12 protein-coding genes are annotated in these 16,374 nt (G+C 49.5%); 7 read left to right on the forward strand and 5 right to left on the reverse strand.

Features of this window, described 5'->3' with window-relative positions:
• Positions 1 to 118 precede the first annotated feature (118 nt).
• Positions 119 to 1,141 carry a dihydrodipicolinate synthase family protein gene (locus Pan54_RS02555; protein ID WP_146502007.1) on the reverse strand — a complete coding sequence of 341 codons (1,023 nt, stop codon included), beginning with the start codon at positions 1,139 to 1,141 and terminating at the stop codon, positions 119 to 121.
• A 351-nt stretch (positions 1,142 to 1,492) separates the two neighbouring features.
• On the opposite strand from Pan54_RS02555, the gene aroF reads away from it, so the two are divergent.
• The 3 genes from aroF (at position 1,493) to Pan54_RS02570 (ending at position 5,769) form a co-directional block, all read left to right on the forward strand.
• Positions 1,493 to 2,530, forward strand: a complete 1,038-nt coding sequence (gene aroF / locus Pan54_RS02560) for a 3-deoxy-7-phosphoheptulonate synthase (RefSeq protein WP_146502008.1) — start codon at positions 1,493 to 1,495, stop codon at positions 2,528 to 2,530.
• Between the two features lie 145 nt (positions 2,531 to 2,675).
• Positions 2,676 to 3,440, forward strand: coding sequence for a triose-phosphate isomerase (tpiA, locus tag Pan54_RS02565; RefSeq protein ID WP_146502009.1), 765 nt, complete (start codon positions 2,676 to 2,678; stop codon positions 3,438 to 3,440).
• A gap of 331 nt (positions 3,441 to 3,771) precedes the next feature.
• Positions 3,772 to 5,769, forward strand: coding sequence for an efflux RND transporter periplasmic adaptor subunit (locus Pan54_RS02570; protein WP_146502010.1), 1,998 nt, complete (start codon positions 3,772 to 3,774; stop codon positions 5,767 to 5,769).
• 153 nt (positions 5,770 to 5,922) lie between these two features.
• On the opposite strand, the gene Pan54_RS02575 is transcribed toward Pan54_RS02570, so the two are convergent.
• On the reverse strand, positions 5,923 to 6,948 hold the full coding sequence (locus tag Pan54_RS02575) for a zinc-binding dehydrogenase (RefSeq protein ID WP_146502011.1): 1,026 nt from the start codon (positions 6,946 to 6,948) through the stop codon (positions 5,923 to 5,925).
• Positions 6,949 to 7,354: 406 nt separating this feature from the next.
• Positions 7,355 to 8,044, reverse strand: coding sequence for an orotidine 5'-phosphate decarboxylase / HUMPS family protein (locus Pan54_RS02580; protein ID WP_146502012.1), 690 nt, complete (start codon positions 8,042 to 8,044; stop codon positions 7,355 to 7,357).
• A 264-nt stretch (positions 8,045 to 8,308) separates the two neighbouring features.
• Here Pan54_RS02580 and Pan54_RS02585 point away from each other — a divergent pair, with 264 nt between their 5' ends.
• Positions 8,309 to 9,196 carry a cation diffusion facilitator family transporter gene (locus Pan54_RS02585; RefSeq protein ID WP_146502013.1) on the forward strand — a complete coding sequence of 296 codons (888 nt, stop codon included), beginning with the start codon at positions 8,309 to 8,311 and terminating at the stop codon, positions 9,194 to 9,196.
• Here Pan54_RS02585 and Pan54_RS02590 read toward each other — a convergent pair whose 3' ends face one another.
• Positions 9,197 to 10,192, reverse strand: coding sequence for an NAD(P)H-dependent glycerol-3-phosphate dehydrogenase (locus Pan54_RS02590; RefSeq protein WP_146502014.1), 996 nt, complete (start codon positions 10,190 to 10,192; stop codon positions 9,197 to 9,199).
• A 312-nt stretch (positions 10,193 to 10,504) separates the two neighbouring features.
• On the opposite strand from Pan54_RS02590, the gene Pan54_RS02595 reads away from it, so the two are divergent.
• Complete coding sequence (locus Pan54_RS02595; protein ID WP_146502015.1) at positions 10,505 to 10,756, forward strand: hypothetical protein; 252 nt, start codon at positions 10,505 to 10,507, stop codon at positions 10,754 to 10,756.
• A gap of 50 nt (positions 10,757 to 10,806) precedes the next feature.
• Here the strand turns inward: Pan54_RS02595 and Pan54_RS02600 are convergent, their stop codons facing one another.
• Positions 10,807 to 13,149 carry an ArnT family glycosyltransferase gene (locus tag Pan54_RS02600; protein ID WP_146502016.1) on the reverse strand — a complete coding sequence of 781 codons (2,343 nt, stop codon included), beginning with the start codon at positions 13,147 to 13,149 and terminating at the stop codon, positions 10,807 to 10,809.
• Between the two features lie 500 nt (positions 13,150 to 13,649).
• On the opposite strand from Pan54_RS02600, the gene Pan54_RS02605 reads away from it, so the two are divergent.
• Together Pan54_RS02605 and Pan54_RS02610 are read left to right on the forward strand one after the other, a co-directional pair.
• On the forward strand, positions 13,650 to 13,988 hold the full coding sequence (locus Pan54_RS02605; RefSeq protein ID WP_146502017.1) for a DUF3467 domain-containing protein: 339 nt from the start codon (positions 13,650 to 13,652) through the stop codon (positions 13,986 to 13,988).
• 203 nt (positions 13,989 to 14,191) lie between these two features.
• Positions 14,192 to 16,117: a preprotein translocase subunit SecA gene (locus Pan54_RS02610; protein ID WP_165441547.1), complete on the forward strand. Its 1,926-nt coding sequence runs from the start codon at positions 14,192 to 14,194 to the stop codon at positions 16,115 to 16,117.
• Positions 16,118 to 16,374 lie beyond the last annotated feature (257 nt).

The raw sequence follows: 16,374 nt of genomic DNA on the forward strand, positions 1-16,374 counted from the left end.
GGTCGTAGCGAAGCCAAGCACCCAGAAGTACTCGTATGGTGCCACGGCTCTGCGAGCCGTGTTTTTAGACGTCGATTGCAAATCGCACGGCTCACAGAGCCGTGGCACGTCATGAAAATCAGTCAACCATACCGCGGCGTTTAAGCTCAGCGACAACGGTGCTGACAATCCGGGTCACTTCATCCGCATTGCCTGCTGAGTTGCCATCGATCGGACAGCCGCCGATTGGTTCATCGCTGTAGCCATGCGTGGACAGCATACATTGCAGTTCTTTGCTCAGCGTTTGCAGATCCGTTTTCTGTTCTGAAGACAACGGCTGACGTCCGCAGCCCATTTTGAAACCACGAAGTTCAACAGCTGACCTGAAACCTTCAGGGAATTCTGCCGAATAAAGCATGACATCAAAGAGTTTGACGAGATCATACTGCAACTGGCGGGCTTTTTCGATTTGATGGGAAGTCGTCAAATCGTAAAGTGCTCGGGTCAATTCCGGAACGACACCGGACGTCGCATTTGTGCCGCCGTCGCATCCGCTGAGCAGCATCGGCATTAAGGCGGCATCCCAGCCAGTCAGAAAACTGAACTCGGGACGATTCGGGCGGACGGCTTGAATCATGCGAATCATGTGGGGCAGGTCGCCTGACGAATCTTTGATCGCCACAATTTTTTCGCACTCTTCACTCAGTCGCTGAACCGTCGGAACATCAATCGGGCTGGCGAACATCGGAATGTTGTAGAGGGTGACATCAATCGGCGTGTTATCTCCGATCTCTTTGAAATATGCGTATACGGAAGCCGGGCTCAGTTTGTAGTAGAAGGGAGCGACAATCGCGACGGCTCGTACACCGACTTCGTGATAATATTCGCAGGCGCGAATCGTCTCTTTGACATTCGCCTCGGCTGCTCCTGCCAGGATCGGCACGCGCCCGGCGGTTTGGTCAGCAATGATTTTGACAATCCGTCGGCGTTCTTCTGGAGTGAATCGCGTGAATTCGCCCGTTGAACCGTTCGGGTAGAGACCGTGGACCCCTTTTTCGATCAGCCAGTCGACATAGCGACGCAATTCAGCCTCGTTAATCTCTCCATGCTGAGTCATTGGGACAAGATTTGGAGTAAAAATTCCTTTGAGACGCTCGGCCATTGAAACGGTCGCTTTCACGGTTAATATGTACAGTTAAATGCTTCGGTTTTACTTCGAGTCAGACCAAATATAGTTCAATAGTCTGTAAGAATAGCTCAAAAATCTGGAATTGTTGAGCGATAGCAAGGCTACGCCGGGAAGTTCCTTCGGGATATGATGCCTTGGAGTCCGAGGAATTTGCAGGGAAAATCATGAAAATCCGCTGAAATTCCGGGTTTCACAGACAATGTTTTGTGGAATGGATTGTTTGCGATCACCTCTGTCGGTTAAAGTTCGCTGATCATGCATTATTTCAAATCGCGCACCAGCTTGCGTGATGCCCTTATTTTTCACCCCCGGCAGTTCAAGTTCATGATCATCGTATTAAAACCAAACTCTACAGACGAACAGATTCAACACATCCTCGAAAAAATCGAGGAGATGGGCTTTGCTCACGATTTAAGTAAAGGCGAGAAGCGAACCGTCATCGGCGTGATCGGTGAAGAGGACCTGCTTCGCGAAGCACCATTGCGTGCTATTCCTGGTGTCGAGGATGTCCATGCGGTTCTCAAGCCTTATAAAATGGCGAGCCGGGAGTATCAGGAAGAGGATTCCATTATCGACCTCGGCTACGGCGTGAAAGTCGGCGGCGGTCATTTAATGATGATCGCCGGGCCTTGTGCGATTGAAGGAAAAGAAATCCTCTCAGAAATCGCCCACGCCATCAAAGCCAGCGGTGCAAACGTATTACGAGGTGGAGCATTCAAACCACGCACCAGCCCCTACAGTTTCCAGGGAATGGGAGAAGAAGGCCTGAAAATTCTCCAGGATGTTGGACACGAACTGCAGATGCCTGTCGTGACCGAAGTGATGGATCCTCGACAGGTCGAGCTGATCGATCAATACACCGATATCTTCCAGATCGGTGCCCGCAACATGCAAAACTTCAATCTGCTTAAGGAAGTCGGTTCGACCAACCGTCCGGTTTTACTCAAACGCGGAATGAGTGCGACGGTTGTCGATCTGCTCATGTCTGCCGAATACATTATGGCCAACGGCAACAAGCAGGTCATTCTGTGTGAGCGTGGAATTCGCAGTTTCGATTCCTCAACGCGGAATCTGCTCGATCTGGCTGTTGTGCCGAACGTAAAAGGACTGACACACCTGCCGATCATTGTCGATCCTTCACACGCGACAGGCCGACCGGACCTGATTCCTTCAATGTCTCTAGCATCCATTGCTGCAGGAGCTGATGGGGTGCATATTGAAGTGCATTGCAATCCAGAACTTGCCAAAAGTGATGGACCGCAGGCTTTGTTGCCGCATCAGTTCGATGAAGTAATGAAGAAAATGCGGAGTATGGCTGAACTGATGGGCAAAACCATCGGCGATCCCGTTGCCACTGCATAAGTACATTTCAAATAATAACTCAGGCGAGCCGAGCCAGTTATGGCTCGGGTATTCTCACGATCAATGTGCATGATTTGAGAACGCCAATCAATATTGCTCGCCACAATATCTCGAATGATAACTGTATAAAATAAAGGAAATCCCCATGCGACGTCCGATGATTGCCGGTAACTGGAAAATGAACACTGATCTTGCCAGCGGAACCGAACTGGCCAAGGGTTTGGCGAGTCATGTCGCCGGCAAAGATTCATCCGTCGATGTGCTGGTCTGCCCTCCGTTTCCTTACCTGCAGGCTATCAAAGAAGCGGTCGGTGATTCCGGAATTTCTGTCGGTGCTCAGAACTGCTACTTTGAAGAATCGGGAGCATTCACCGGCGAAGTCTCTGTCGACATGCTGCAGGACATCGGTTGCGACTGGGTGATTCTCGGACACAGCGAACGCCGCCATGTCCTCGGCGAATGCGATGGGACGATCAATAAGAAAACCAAAGCAGCAATCGCTAAAAATCTGGGTGTTGTCCTGTGTGTCGGTGAACTTCTCGAAGAACGCGAGTCCGACAAAACGGGAGAAGTGCTCGATACTCAAATGAAGGGCGGACTGGCTGATGTTTCAGAAGCCGATCTCAGCAAGATCATCATTGCCTACGAACCGGTCTGGGCGATTGGCACTGGAAAAACGGCTTCTCCGGAACAGGCTGATCAAGCCCACGCTCATTTGCGTAATTGGTTGAGTAGCAATTACAGCCAAGCCGCAGCTGAGGCGATGCGAATCCTGTATGGAGGAAGTGTCAAACCGAGCAATGCTGAGGAACTGCTCGGCCAGCCGAATGTCGATGGCGCTCTGGTTGGTGGAGCCAGCCTGACTGTCGATAACTTTGGACCAATTATCGATGCTGGTCGATCCAAGTAACCTCTGCTGATGAATTTTTGCTCTATAATGCCCGGGTAACCCCGGGCATTTTTATTGGGGGGAACTTTTATAAAATAACTGGGGTCGTCACAAAGCGAAACCCTGCAGATTTCTCAGGGTGAGAATCCTCCTATTCGCTAGGTTCGCCATCACAGTCAACGCGAACGGTGCAGTCGGAATTTAATCGGGGTCTGATCGAATAAGTCGCCATTCGCCAGTTTCTATTGCATGCTAAACCCAATATGATGGGCCAGCATGGACAAAAGTTTCATTTCCCATGAAACTCCTGACAATCATATCGACTCGACTGACTTAACTCTTCATCCACTCCATGAATAATCCAAACCCGAACGAACGAATCTCGGCTTGTGTCCAGGCGGTTGAAAAACTGGCTCGACAAAGCTTGCCTCCTGATGATTTTCTTCGTCAGTTTCTCGCGTTTGCCATGGAAGGTTCGCAGGCACCGGCAGGAGCGATCTGGGGACTGGCCGAAAATGGAATTCGTCTGGTTGGCGAACAAAATATTGCCGCCACGGAAATACTTCAAAATCAGGCCCGTACTCAGAAAAATTCCAAGTTGCTGACCGAGGTCGTCAACAATTCTCAGACGATTGCCATCGGTCCCGCCAGCACAAAAGCCGAGTTGCGACCTGCTGCTTTAGTCGTTGTCGTTTCGCCGATTTTTAAGGAGAAGCAATGCGCAGCGATCCTGCAGCTGTTTTTTCCCGAGACCATTTCCGATGAAGCTCAAAAAGGGATGATGCAGTTTGCAGAGCATTTGTCTGGGTTGGCATCGTTACACCTCTCCGGAAAAATGGCTTCACCAGTAGCAGTCAACTCCAAAACGTTCTGGGAATCGATCGATCGCTTTTTACTCGATCTGCATAACGGGCTCGACACCAATCAGGTTGCGACCACCGCTGCCAATGATATGCGACAGATATTAACCGTCGACCGTGTCGCAATCGCCATGAAGTGGGGCCGAAAAACAAAAATGATTGCGGTGAGCGGGCAGGACAAAGTCAATCGCAATGCAAACCTGATGCAGAAGTTGAATCGACTGGTTCGCACTGTTTATCAGTCCCGCAAACCTTTCATCTACAACGGACAACTCAAAGATCTCGCCCCTCAAGTCGAAAAACAACTGGCGGATTATCTCGAAGAATCCAATGCACGCATGCTGGCCATCTATCCGCTTGAATATCAGGATCGAGAACATAAATCAGAAGATAAACCTCAGAATAAAGAAAAACCGCCAGTCCTGATTGGTGCAATGGTGGTCGAACTGTTGACCTCCCACAACTGGGATACTGACCGTCAAGCTGCAGCTGAATTGGTCTCAGATCATATCGCCACTGCGATTCATAATGCCGATGAACACGAGAAAATCTTTCTGCTCCCCCTCTGGCGATTTATCGGTCGCGGATTCCGAGCGTTGCGGGGAAAGACACTGGTTAAAACATTAGTCGTGAGCGGTTTGATTCTTGCAGCACTCCTCGCGTTGATGTTTGTGCAATACGATTATCGGGCCAATGGCGAAGGTCGATTGATGCCGATCGTTCAGCGGGATGTGTTTGCCAGTCAGGATGCTGAGGTTGAAACCGTTTTCGTGAACGGAGGAGATCCCGTCCAGTCTGGTGACTTATTGATTCAGCTCAAGAATCCAGAACTGCAGGCTGAGTTTCTGCGTGTTCAGGGAGAACTGAGCGAAAAAACCTTCCTGGTTCGAGCGCAGCAATCGGAACTGGAACTGGCCTCGCGAGCCGGTCAGGTGGAAGATGCAATTCGACTGCAGGGACGCATTGCAGAAACCGAAATCGAAGTCAACAGTCTGAAAAAAGAGACAGAGATTCTCAAAGATCGTATCGAAAAACTAAAAGTGTATGCCCCGATCGATGGCGTGATTGCGACCTTTCAGGTCGAACAGTTGCTGAGAAACCGTCCGGTACGCCGCGGCGAAGTGCTGATGGAGGTGATGGATCCCAAGGGAACGTGGCATCTGGAGCTGGAAGTTAAAGATAAACGCATGGGGCACTTGCTGCGGGCACAATCCAAATTGGAAACAACCGCATTGCCGATTGAATACGTCCTGGCGACTGATCCCGAAACGACCTATACCGGCCACCTGGAAAAAATATCTTCTCGAACCTCCATCAATCAGGAATCAGGCAACGTGATTCAAGTCTATGCAGACATCGACGAGCGAGAGTTAGCGGAGTTACGAATCGGAGCCGAGGTGATTGCGAAAATCAATTGTGGAAAAATGACTCTTGGCTATGTGCTCTTCGGTGATGCGATTGATTTTGTGCGAGTTCGATTGTGGCTTTGAAGTTTCACATCGCAATATTCACAGGCGAGCCGAGTCAGTCATGACTCGGGTATTCTGACTATTATTGTGCATTGTTATCAATGTAGTAAGTAGTTGGCGATTCGAACCCACCCGAGCCATAACTGGCTCGGCTCGCCTTTGTCAAATTTGCAATCAAACCGGCTTCAACACCGACTTCACTACTTCCCCGGAATGCATTTTTTCGAACGCTTCATGCCATTCGGTCGTTGGCCAGACGCCACCGATGATTGGTTGCACGTTCAACTGACCGCTCGTCAGTAATGCAATCACACGTTCCCAGATGGGCCAGTTGTGACTGAAGCTGCCCTGGAGTTTCACGTTCTTCTGGACGAGGGGGTCGAGATTAAAATTCAACGGCTGTGGCCCCCAGCCGACTTTGCTGATCCAGCCTGCCGGCCGAACGATATCGATAGCGATTTTCAAAGTCACGCTGGCCCCGGCTGCATCGATGACGCCGTCGCAACCGAGTCCATCTCGCTCCATGGCCCAGGGTTTTGCATCCCCAATGATTCCTTCGCAGCCATATTGCTTCGCGATCTCCAGACGATGCCGATCTGCTTCGAGTCCCACTAAAGCGACTTCTGCTCCGCACAGCCGGGCCATCGCGGCACACAGAATCCCAATCGTTCCCGGTCCCAGTACGACAACACGATCCCCCGGCTCAATTCGGGCATTTCGCACGACTGCATTATAAGCCACGCAACACGGTTCTGTGAGACAGGCATGTTCGAAGGGGAGACCATCCGGCACATTATGTAAAATTCTTGAGGGGACGCAGACGTATTTGGTCATCGCTCCGTTGACGCCATAGCCAAAGCCTTTGCGGGTGGGATCGAGATTGTAAAGTCCCTGACGAGACATCGGGTTATTGGCATCAATGATGGCTGCTGTCTCACTGACGACGCGATCACCTTCTTTCCAGCCTTGTACATTCGAGCCGAGTTCAATAATCCGTCCGCCGAATTCATGACCAAGCACGACCGGATAATTCACTGGCCAGGAATGGTCGGCCGTCCATTGATGTAGATCGCTCCCGCAAACGCCAACATTGGCGACTTCGAGCAGGACATCGTCCGGCCCAATATTCGGCTGCTCAATTTCCCGAATTTCCACCGAACCCTTTTCAGGAGCATAATTCACAACGGCTGCAGATTTCATGAGCGACTACTTTGATAAGTGTAGAGAACCAAATTGAGTGTTATAACTGGAGTTTTGCAAAACTTCAGCTTGAAGACATACTTCGAAAATGACTCAACAGATTTTGAGAAAGATTAAAACCACAGAGGCACAGAGACATTTTCGGAATGGCCTGCAATGCACAAACAACCGAGCTCTTCATAAGCCTTGGATTTCAAGACTTCTCCGTGTCCTCTGTGTCTCTGTGGTGCAAAAAATAAATTTAAGTTTTGTCGGGAGTTTTTATTTCTCCGGTTTTCAAATTGTTCTTGGAATAAACTCACTCGCCTGCGCATCGTGCTTGTAACTTAGGTTTTGCAAAACTACAGTTATAATGAAGTTTGATTGTTTCCAAGGAGTATCTTGGGAGACGAGTCTAATTACTCCATCACACATTTTGTGAATGAATCGCTTCGCAGATCATTCGGAGTGAACTTTCCAAATCACCATCGGCTGTTTTGAAAGCGTCGGCATCAATTGTGAGCGGCGCTCCCAGAACGACCAGTGGGGCTCCATATTGGGGACATTGAATTGCCTGTTCGAGTGATAATCCTCCGACGGCCTGCACTGGGATTTTCACAGCATTCACGACTTCACGCAATTCATCGAGCGGGCTGGGCATTCGTTCGCCTCGGGCTGCGATTCCGCGTCTTTCATCGTAGCCGATATGGTGAATGACGTAATCGCAGCCCAAGTCTTCCAGAAACTTCGCACCGTCGACCATGCTATCGGAGACCATGTTGTCTCCCATGACTTTGCAGCCGAAGTCGGCTCCGGCTTTCACGACACAGCGAATTGTTTCGGCATGAGCACGAGCCATGACCACAACGTGTGTCGCTCCCGCTTTGGCCATCATTTCGGCTTCAAGATAGCCGCCGTCCATTGTTTTCAAATCGGCTACGATAGGAGTCTCAGGAAATTCTGCACGGAGTGCTCGAACCCCATGCAGACCCTCAGCCAGAATGAGCGGAGTTCCCGCTTCGAGCCAGTCGACGCCTGCCCGCATCGCCAGATGAGCGGTTTCCAGTGCTTCTTCGATGTTCGTCAGGTCGAGTGAGATTTGTACGATTGGTTTCATGATGTCAGTTCTGAGATAGTTTTGGGACATTTTTAATGAGCATAAATCATCCATCCCCGATTTGTCGACTCAATGGACTGTGTGGCGGGTGCTTCCGCTAACGCGGAGCGCCTCCGCCACCCTTCGATCTTTGTATTGTCGACTGCTTCGTTGAAAGTAAATGACAAGGAATATGCTGAGTGGATTGAGAACGCATCCAGCTTTCCACTATTGTGTCAGTTTTCCCTAACTATTACTTACCACTTGCCAACCAGCAGATTCGTCTTGAACGAAATTACAACACGATATCGAGACGCTTTTCGAGCCGCCTTAATCGGCTTGGTCGTCAATCTGACTTTGGGGATTGTGAAAATGACTGCTGGCATGGTGGCGCGCTCGAGTGCTCTCATTGCCGATGCCGTCAATTCTCTGGGCGATGCCCTCACTTCACTGGCAGTATTGTATGGATTGCAAGTGGCTCAACGACCAGCTGATGCCGAGCATCCTTATGGTCACATGCGAGCTGAAGGAATTGCAGCGACAAATGTCGCGATCGGCATCATCATTTCCGCAGCGATTGTCGGTTGGGAAGCGATCATACGATTTGGCGAAATTGCACCTCGAACACCCTGGTGGGCAATTGCGATTGCCGGCGGAAATGTCGTGTTGAAAGAGTGGCTGTTTCAATACAAGTTACAAGTGGGAAAGCGGACACGGTCGGCTTCCATTATTGCGAATGCCTGGGATCATCGCAGTGATGCGCTCTGTTCGCTGGCTGTCCTGGCAGGATTGCTGATTATCCGTTGGGGTGGTCCAGGCTGGGTCGATGCGGTGGCAGCAATCATCGTTTCATTGGGAGTGATTGCATCCGGCATCCATTTGTTCCGCAGCAGTGCCAGTGAACTGATGGACGAGCAGGCCGACCCGCAATTTCTGGCATCGATCCATCAAACCGCATTATCGGTGACAGGAGTGGAAGAGATTGAAACCTTACTGGTGCGAAAAGTCGGACTGGAATACTTTGCGGATGTGCATATTGAAGTGAATCCCTCAATCACTGTCGACTTCGGGCACCGGATTGGTCATGATGTCAAAGATGAGCTTTTAAAGCAGCATCCTGAATTACGAGATGTCCTGATCCATCTGGAACCACATCGCGATCAGGCTGACTGATTACTCAATTTTATACGGCCTGTTCATCAAGGTTTGCGTCGCTTCGAAAGGTGATTTCTCTTCGAACAACACTCGATAGATCTCCTGAGAGATCGGCATATCGATATCGTTCTGATCGGAAATTTCCATGACCGCCTGAGTTGTTTTCACACCTTCAGCAACCGCATCCATCGATTCCAGGATCTGAGATAATGTTTCTCCTTCGCCCAGTCGACGGCCAACTAATCGATTGCGTCCGTAAGGACTGATACAAGTGGTAATCAAATCTCCAATGCCTGCCAAGCCGCTGAAGGTCGATTCTTCAGCTCCAAAATGAGCACCAAAGCGAGACATCTCAACGATTCCACGAGTCATTAAGGCCGACTTGGCATTGTCTCCAAAGCCGAGGCCATCGCAAATCCCAGCTGCGATGGCAATCACGTTCTTAACCGCACCTGCGACTTCAACGCCAATCAAATCGACATTGGCATAGACGCGAAATCGGTCGGTTGCAAACATGTTCTGGACACGTTTTGCGAGTGATAAATCTCCACTGGCTGCAACAACTGTCGCCGGCAGTCGACGGGCAATTTCTTCTGCGTGGCTCGGTCCGCCGACGGCGATTACAGAACGCGTACCGAGAACGTCCGTAATAATTTCACTGGGACGCTGATGAGTTTCCGGTTCCAGACCTTTTACAACGCTGATCGTAGGGCGATTGCTGTTGAGAGCCGGGGCGAGTTGATCGAGTGATGATCGCAGAAAGGCAGAGGGGATGGCAACGACCAGAAACTCGGCATCTGCGACCGCCTGTTCAATATCGCCAGTCACTTCGATTTCCTGTGGAATCTGAACGCCCGGCAACAGCCGTTTGTTTTCCCGCGTTTCTGTGATTTCCCGAGCGAGATCAGCACTCCGTAACCACATGGAGACCTGCTGATCCTGATGTTCGTTGAGCAGAATCGCACAGGCGGTCGCCATGGCACCACCGCCCAGAATTGCAATTTTCGTTGGCATGAGTCAAGCACTCCTCAAAGGTAATCGTGATTAGCACTGCTGTTCACGAATTCGATGTTCATTTTAGTTGTAGATAACTTATAAGCGGTTGCATGCCAACTGGCAATCCGACGTTATCCAGAAGATAATTCTTATCAATTATGACGTATTTGAGGAATATGCACTCTCTTAAAACTGATGTGCAGTTTCGCCTTCTATTTTTCGAGCAGGAATCCGCTCGAATGGGATTTCTGAACTACGGTTTAATGAACAATTTTGTTTAGCCCTCAGGATTCAAGTCTGCGGGACCATCCTGAATTTGTGGAGACTAGTATGGCAACTCTGTTTGGAAAACAAGAAGCGATTAAAGATCGCCGCTCAGAAAATCGCTCAGAAGATTACAGCGGGCCAAACCGCCGTCAATTTGGCGATTCTCGCGACAACACTCGCCCGGAAGTCGCTCAATTGGCTGACGCGGTTGATCAATACAAACTTCGCAACCGACGTCGTTTCATCACTTATGAAGAATTGTACGATGTGATGTACGAGTTGGGATATCGTCAATCGCTGAGCACCGAAATGTAATTCAGCATGTAGGACAGGCATTCTGCCTGTCCTACCGGCTTATTGACCAATCATTCGGGCAGCACGGGAAAAACCTGTGTCGTCACAAAGTACCGCTCTCCGTTGATCTCAACGATCAATGAAGGCGCCCAGCGTTCGATTTCTTTTCGCTGAGAATCCGACAAGGATTTACATGGCTGATAAAACGGCGTATTGGGTAACGCATCTCCCAGAATGCCCATCTCCTGAAGTGTCTGAAATCTTTCAGGAGTGACAAAGTCGGTGTATTTATAGGACGTCCGATATCGCAGAATTTCCTGCCAGTTGACGAGCACGTAGCTGAACTTGTTATCTGCAAAGATCTTTCGAATGTCCTCTGCTGGCTTATTCTTCCATTCCCCTTCGGGAATTTTCCGATCGACAATCCCCATCCACTCTGCGAACAGGGAGCGATCGAACACCGTGTTGTAACGATACGGGAAGGTTGCATCGAACAACTCGGCTTCACCTACGCTCAATAACGCTCCCTCCTTGTTTTTCATTATTTCATTGAGATAAACAACTTCAGGCGAAGTAATATTGGCTGTGATTTTTCGAGCGGCATTCAGATCAATCACATAAGCGTTGTAACCACATAGCTCAAGTGTGATAAAAGCCAGATTGAACAACATTGCTGGCGCTAATAACGCAATCAATCCGATGCGTGTGCGTTGCATCAGCCACCAGGCTCCCCATCCTGCAAGACAAGCCCCGACTGGTAGTAATGGAACCCAGAAACGGTCGATGCGATGTGTCAGCACCCACCAGGAGATCAGCAACCACAGTAAATAGAGACTCACCCATCGCACTTTCGGACTGCTTTTCAGGCCCGCTAGAATTCCGATTAAACCGAAACCCAGAATCAATGGCGATTGCCAATCGTTCACGGCAAAAACATCGACCACACTTGTGAAAAAATGAGTGATTTTGTGATGATCAGGACTGTGAGCCGCTTTCCATTTGACGTTCATTGCGTCATCCCAGTCGGCTCCTCCAATGACGGAGTACAATAAGGGATAAACGGGATTCCCAGTCTCTGCCATGTTCTTGGCCATCCACGGGCCAAACGTGATCACTGTTCCCAGCACAAAGGCGCCTGCTCCACTGAGTAATTCGATCGGCTTCCGTTGACCTGCCTTAACAGCCAGAAGATAGGCGCCCAGCAGGAACAGTGAGATTGGCAGAGTGACGGAAATCAAGCCGGGATATTTGCACGAAATCGCACTTCCGGCCAGCAAACCTGTGACCAGAAACCAGCGAGTTGGAGTCGGTTTCTTTTTCAAGAGTGAGATCGCAACCATCGTCGCCAGCAGAGTCGCAGCGACATACAGACAAAGTCCCCCTTCTGTGTAGGCAATGATGGAAATGCGATAGGTCCAGGGAATCGTCAGATAAATCATCGCTCCCAGCCAGCCGGCAGTGGGCGTGGCAGAACGACGGATGATGGTGTAAACGAGCAAAGCCGTCAGGGGAGCGAAACCTGCCAGAATTGTTTTTCCGGCGACTGCTCCCCAATACCAGTTCCCATATAAAACCATGCCGGTCAGCGTGAGCATCTCCGTGAGAAATGGGAAGCTCGTATAAACATTGTGCGGCAGCATGTGAATGGAGCCCGACTGGTAGAACTCTTTGGGACCACCGAAGTGGTACTCTTTGACATCGAAATCGACAGAGGGCAACATCGCTCCCAGAAAAATCGCGATGAGAAAGGGAACGATCACAATTGTGCCCCAGACTCGAATCGAATTTAGAGTCAACGTTTTCTGAGAGAGTTTGTGATTCTGCAATAAAACCCAGGCTTTCATCCGCGAGATCCAAGCCGAGAATCCTCCCAGGCTTCGCGCATGCACCATTGCCCAGAACAGTAGAATTATCATATAAGCAATTCCGAAAGCGATCCGATTCAAACCACCCAGCATACCCAGCCCGAGTGTGAGCAGAGAGAGTCCGGAAAGTCCAACGGCCAGGCTCAGTCCATGCCATTCTGCTCGACCAATGCTGCGGATTTTCAATCCGAGTGCATGGAACAAACCTGTCCCCAAACAATAGGCCAGCCCGTAAATTAAGATGGCGATAAGCAGAAACGGAATCCGTTGAGGTAAGTACGGCAAGCCCGCCGGAGCGGCATTCTTGTCCCGAATGGGAAGCAAATCATCCAGCAAGACTTGCGGCACAAATTCCCAGATCAACCAGCGATCTGGACGAGTCCCATCAGCCAGCTGCTGAGCGTTTGGTAAGGTTTGCGAGTAAAAGTAAGTGTAGAAGCCCAGGATCCATACAATAGCCAAAAAAACCGGCAACCACTTTCGCCAGACTGAGGGCGAGTGATTCTCTGATTCCTCTGGAGGAGCCTCATTTTTGCGTGCAGATGACATACGGTTTCGATTCCAAGGGATCTTTATTGAAAACGCTTCATTATAACAGCGAGCAGGTGGTGTGAAACCGAATCCCACTCAACTAAGCCAAACGCTTATGTGCTGATTATTACCGACAAGCCTTACAAGCACGAAACGCAAGCCAGTGAGTCAAAAACTCCAAACTCACTCACTCACTTGCTTGCGCGTCATGCTTGTATTTCAGTAATTCTTGAGGTGTCTAAGTCATGTTCCGATTATGTTGCGTGAAAAATGGAGAGATAGGAAGGGAAGGCAATGTTGATTTCAAGAAGATTGAAGCTTTTTGATAGTGAACCTTATGTTAGTATTCTCCACAAGTTGACAAATCCGGAGATTCAATCAGACTGTTATCACTCTTATGTGTCTTTCTGATCAGACAGACAGCTAATAGTGATATGTTTTATGAGTTCGCCATGAATCTCCTGGCGAGACCAATACGGCAAGAATGGACATTGCAGATCGAGAATAGGATTAAGCACATGGCAGATGAAGCATCCCCGGTAGAAGCAGGACAGGCAGCAGCGGAACAGCAACAGATTCGAATCGATATTGATGATTCCAATGTCGAAGCGATTTACGCGAATATGTGCCGGGTCTCAAGTACTCCTGAGGAACTGATCCTCGATCTGGCTTTGAATCCGAATCCTGTGGGCAATCCCCCTGAAAAGATTCGCGTATCACAGCGAGTGATCCTGAATCACTTCACCGCCAAACGACTCGTCTCTTTGCTCGCTTCAGCGGTGCAGCGTCACGAGCAGACTTTTGGCGTACTGGAAACCGATGTTCGCAAACGAGTTAAGAATCAACCATCAAAGTAATTTGTGGATTGATCTCATTGAGTCAACCCGTGCCATTTCTGGTACGGGTTTTCTTTTGTATATTGCGATAACGAGACTATTCTCCCAGGAATTCCATTTCAACTTCTCATCACCTGTGTAGAATGGGATTTTCAACTCGACTTCTGAGTCTTATCTCTTATTGATCCCTCTGGACGATAATCACTCTTTCAAAGGCTGTTATTGTGGAGAGTGCGACCCTCTCGCCGACAACTCCTGACGAAAACCCTGACCGCACCAAGCCGACGAAAACTGTTCGCTTTGCGGCAAACATCCTTCAGCGCTCTCATGAGTTGAAGGATCTTCCCAGCGAAGATATCCCTCGGCTGATCCGAGGCTTACGGCATCGTGTTGAAAGTGGGGAATCATTCGCGAGTGTGCAGGACGAAGCCTTTACTCTTGCTTGTCTATCGATTCGTAGAACCTGCGGGTTCGATTTGCATCATGTGCAAATCCTCGGGGCTTCCAGCATGGCCCGGCATTCGATTTCAGAAATGCAAACGGGAGAAGGCAAAACCTTGACGGCTGTGTTGCCAGCAGTGTTGTTTTCTTTGGCAGGTCGAGGTGTGCATGTTGTGACCGTGAACGATTATCTGGCCGATCGCGATGCCACCGAACTGCGACCGATTTACGAACGCCTGGGTTTGTCGGTCGGCTGTGTCACCACCGATATGGAAGATGAAGCACGACGTCAGGCGTATTCTCGTGACATCACTTACGGCACCGCCAAGGAAATGGGTTTCGATTATCTGAGAGATCGTCTGCGTCTCGGAGCCGAACTTATTCACGAGGAAACTCGCAAAATCTTTCAGGAGGAAGGTGGTCTTGTTCAACGGAATCAATTCTGTGCCATCGTCGATGAAGCAGACAGTGTATTGATCGACGACGCCCGGACACCGCTTCTGATCGGAACCGCTCAGCCGGAATCTCCTCAGCGGGTTGCTCTATTTCGGTGGTGTTCACGAGCGATCCAGAAACTTGAATCTCATAAAGACTATATTGCCGACTCGAAGAAAAGGCAGGTTTTTCTTACAGATCCCGGTTGCAGAAAAGTGGTGCTGCTGGGAAAACCGCCTTTGATGGAGGCGGTGAATATGGAAACGATTTTCGAAAATATCGAACGGGCTCTGGAAGCGTATCTGTTTTATCAGCGAGACCGCCATTACACACTGCATGAAGATGAAGTCACGATTGTCGATGAATCGACCGGACGCTTAATGCCGGGGCGAAAATGGCAAAATGGATTACATCAGGCGATTGAAGCCAAAGAACATTTGCCGATCTCCTCCCCAACCAGCGATGCCGCTCGTGTTACAGTACAACGATTTTTTCAACAGTATCCCCAAAAATGCGGTATGACCGGAACGGCCTCAAATGCGAAGCGTGAATTTCGGAAAACCTATCGACTGGGCGTACAGCGAATTCCAACCAACTGCCCCTGTATTCGTAAAGGTTTGCCAACACGAGTTTTCTCCACTCAGGAGGCGAAAAATCAAGCCGTCATGAAGAGTCTCCAGGAATTGTTACAACAGGGGCGTGCCGTTCTGGTCGGAACTCCTTCTGTCGGTGCCTCGGAGCGTTTGAGTGCAGTACTTCATGAACATCAGATCGACCATGAAATTCTCAATGCTCGCTATCATGAAGTGGAGGCACAAATTGTCTCGCGTGCCGGGCAGTTGGGAGCGGTTACGATTGCGACCAACATGGCTGGTCGCGGAACAGACATCAAACTATCTCCTGAAGTTCAAGAGGCTGGTGGTTTGCACGTGATAGCGACCGAAATGCACAGTTCCGCCAGAATCGATCGACAGCTTGTTGGACGCTGTGCACGGCAGGGAGATCCTGGCACTTTTCAATTTTTCCTTTCCATGGAAGATGAACTTCTTAAGAACTTGCCCGCAGATCGAGTGAATAGAATTCGAAAGCAAGCCTCGCGTGCCAGCGTGGGAGAACTTCCTGCAAACTGGGCCAAACTCTTCAAACGGACACAACGTTTTCTCGAACGTAATCACTACAAGCAGCGGAAACAGATGATGAAACATGAAAAGAAACAGATGGAAACCTACCGGCGAATCGGCCTGAATCCGTACCTGGAAGCGACGGGAGGTTAAGAGCAGTTAGTCGATTGAAGTTTGTCTCAATCGTTTTGTCAGGAAACATAAAGTTAACAGTGAAATAATTAAAATATCCTGCAACTGTAGAGACCTGTCCTGCAGTGTTTGGATCCGAATTGTACGGCATCAAAAAAATGATCTTCCTTCCATAGACATTCCAATTTGCAATATCTCGTAGAATGCATCATCTTAAGTAGTTAAGAAGATCGAGGAAATGTTGTCTGTTCTGTATGCGATGAATGAATTGATTTTTT

This window comes from Rubinisphaera italica (assembly GCF_007859715.1).
Lineage (GTDB): Bacteria > Planctomycetota > Planctomycetia > Planctomycetales > Planctomycetaceae > Rubinisphaera > Rubinisphaera italica.

Excerpts from the sequence above, each read along its gene's own strand:
- Pan54_RS02555 (WP_146502007.1), bottom strand. The coding sequence starts at position 1,141 with ATGGCCGAGCGTCTCAAAGGAATTTTTACTCCAAATCTTGTCCCAATG.
- aroF (WP_146502008.1), top strand. The coding sequence starts at position 1,493 with ATGATCATCGTATTAAAACCAAACTCTACAGACGAACAGATTCAACAC.
- tpiA (WP_146502009.1), top strand. The coding sequence starts at position 2,676 with ATGCGACGTCCGATGATTGCCGGTAACTGGAAAATGAACACTGATCTT.
- Pan54_RS02570 (WP_146502010.1), top strand. The coding sequence starts at position 3,772 with ATGAATAATCCAAACCCGAACGAACGAATCTCGGCTTGTGTCCAGGCG.
- Pan54_RS02575 (WP_146502011.1), bottom strand. The coding sequence starts at position 6,948 with ATGAAATCTGCAGCCGTTGTGAATTATGCTCCTGAAAAGGGTTCGGTG.
- Pan54_RS02580 (WP_146502012.1), bottom strand. The coding sequence starts at position 8,044 with ATGAAACCAATCGTACAAATCTCACTCGACCTGACGAACATCGAAGAA.
- Pan54_RS02590 (WP_146502014.1), bottom strand. The coding sequence starts at position 10,192 with ATGCCAACGAAAATTGCAATTCTGGGCGGTGGTGCCATGGCGACCGCC.
- Pan54_RS02595 (WP_146502015.1), top strand. The coding sequence starts at position 10,505 with ATGGCAACTCTGTTTGGAAAACAAGAAGCGATTAAAGATCGCCGCTCA.
- Pan54_RS02600 (WP_146502016.1), bottom strand. The coding sequence starts at position 13,149 with ATGTCATCTGCACGCAAAAATGAGGCTCCTCCAGAGGAATCAGAGAAT.
- Pan54_RS02605 (WP_146502017.1), top strand. The coding sequence starts at position 13,650 with ATGGCAGATGAAGCATCCCCGGTAGAAGCAGGACAGGCAGCAGCGGAA.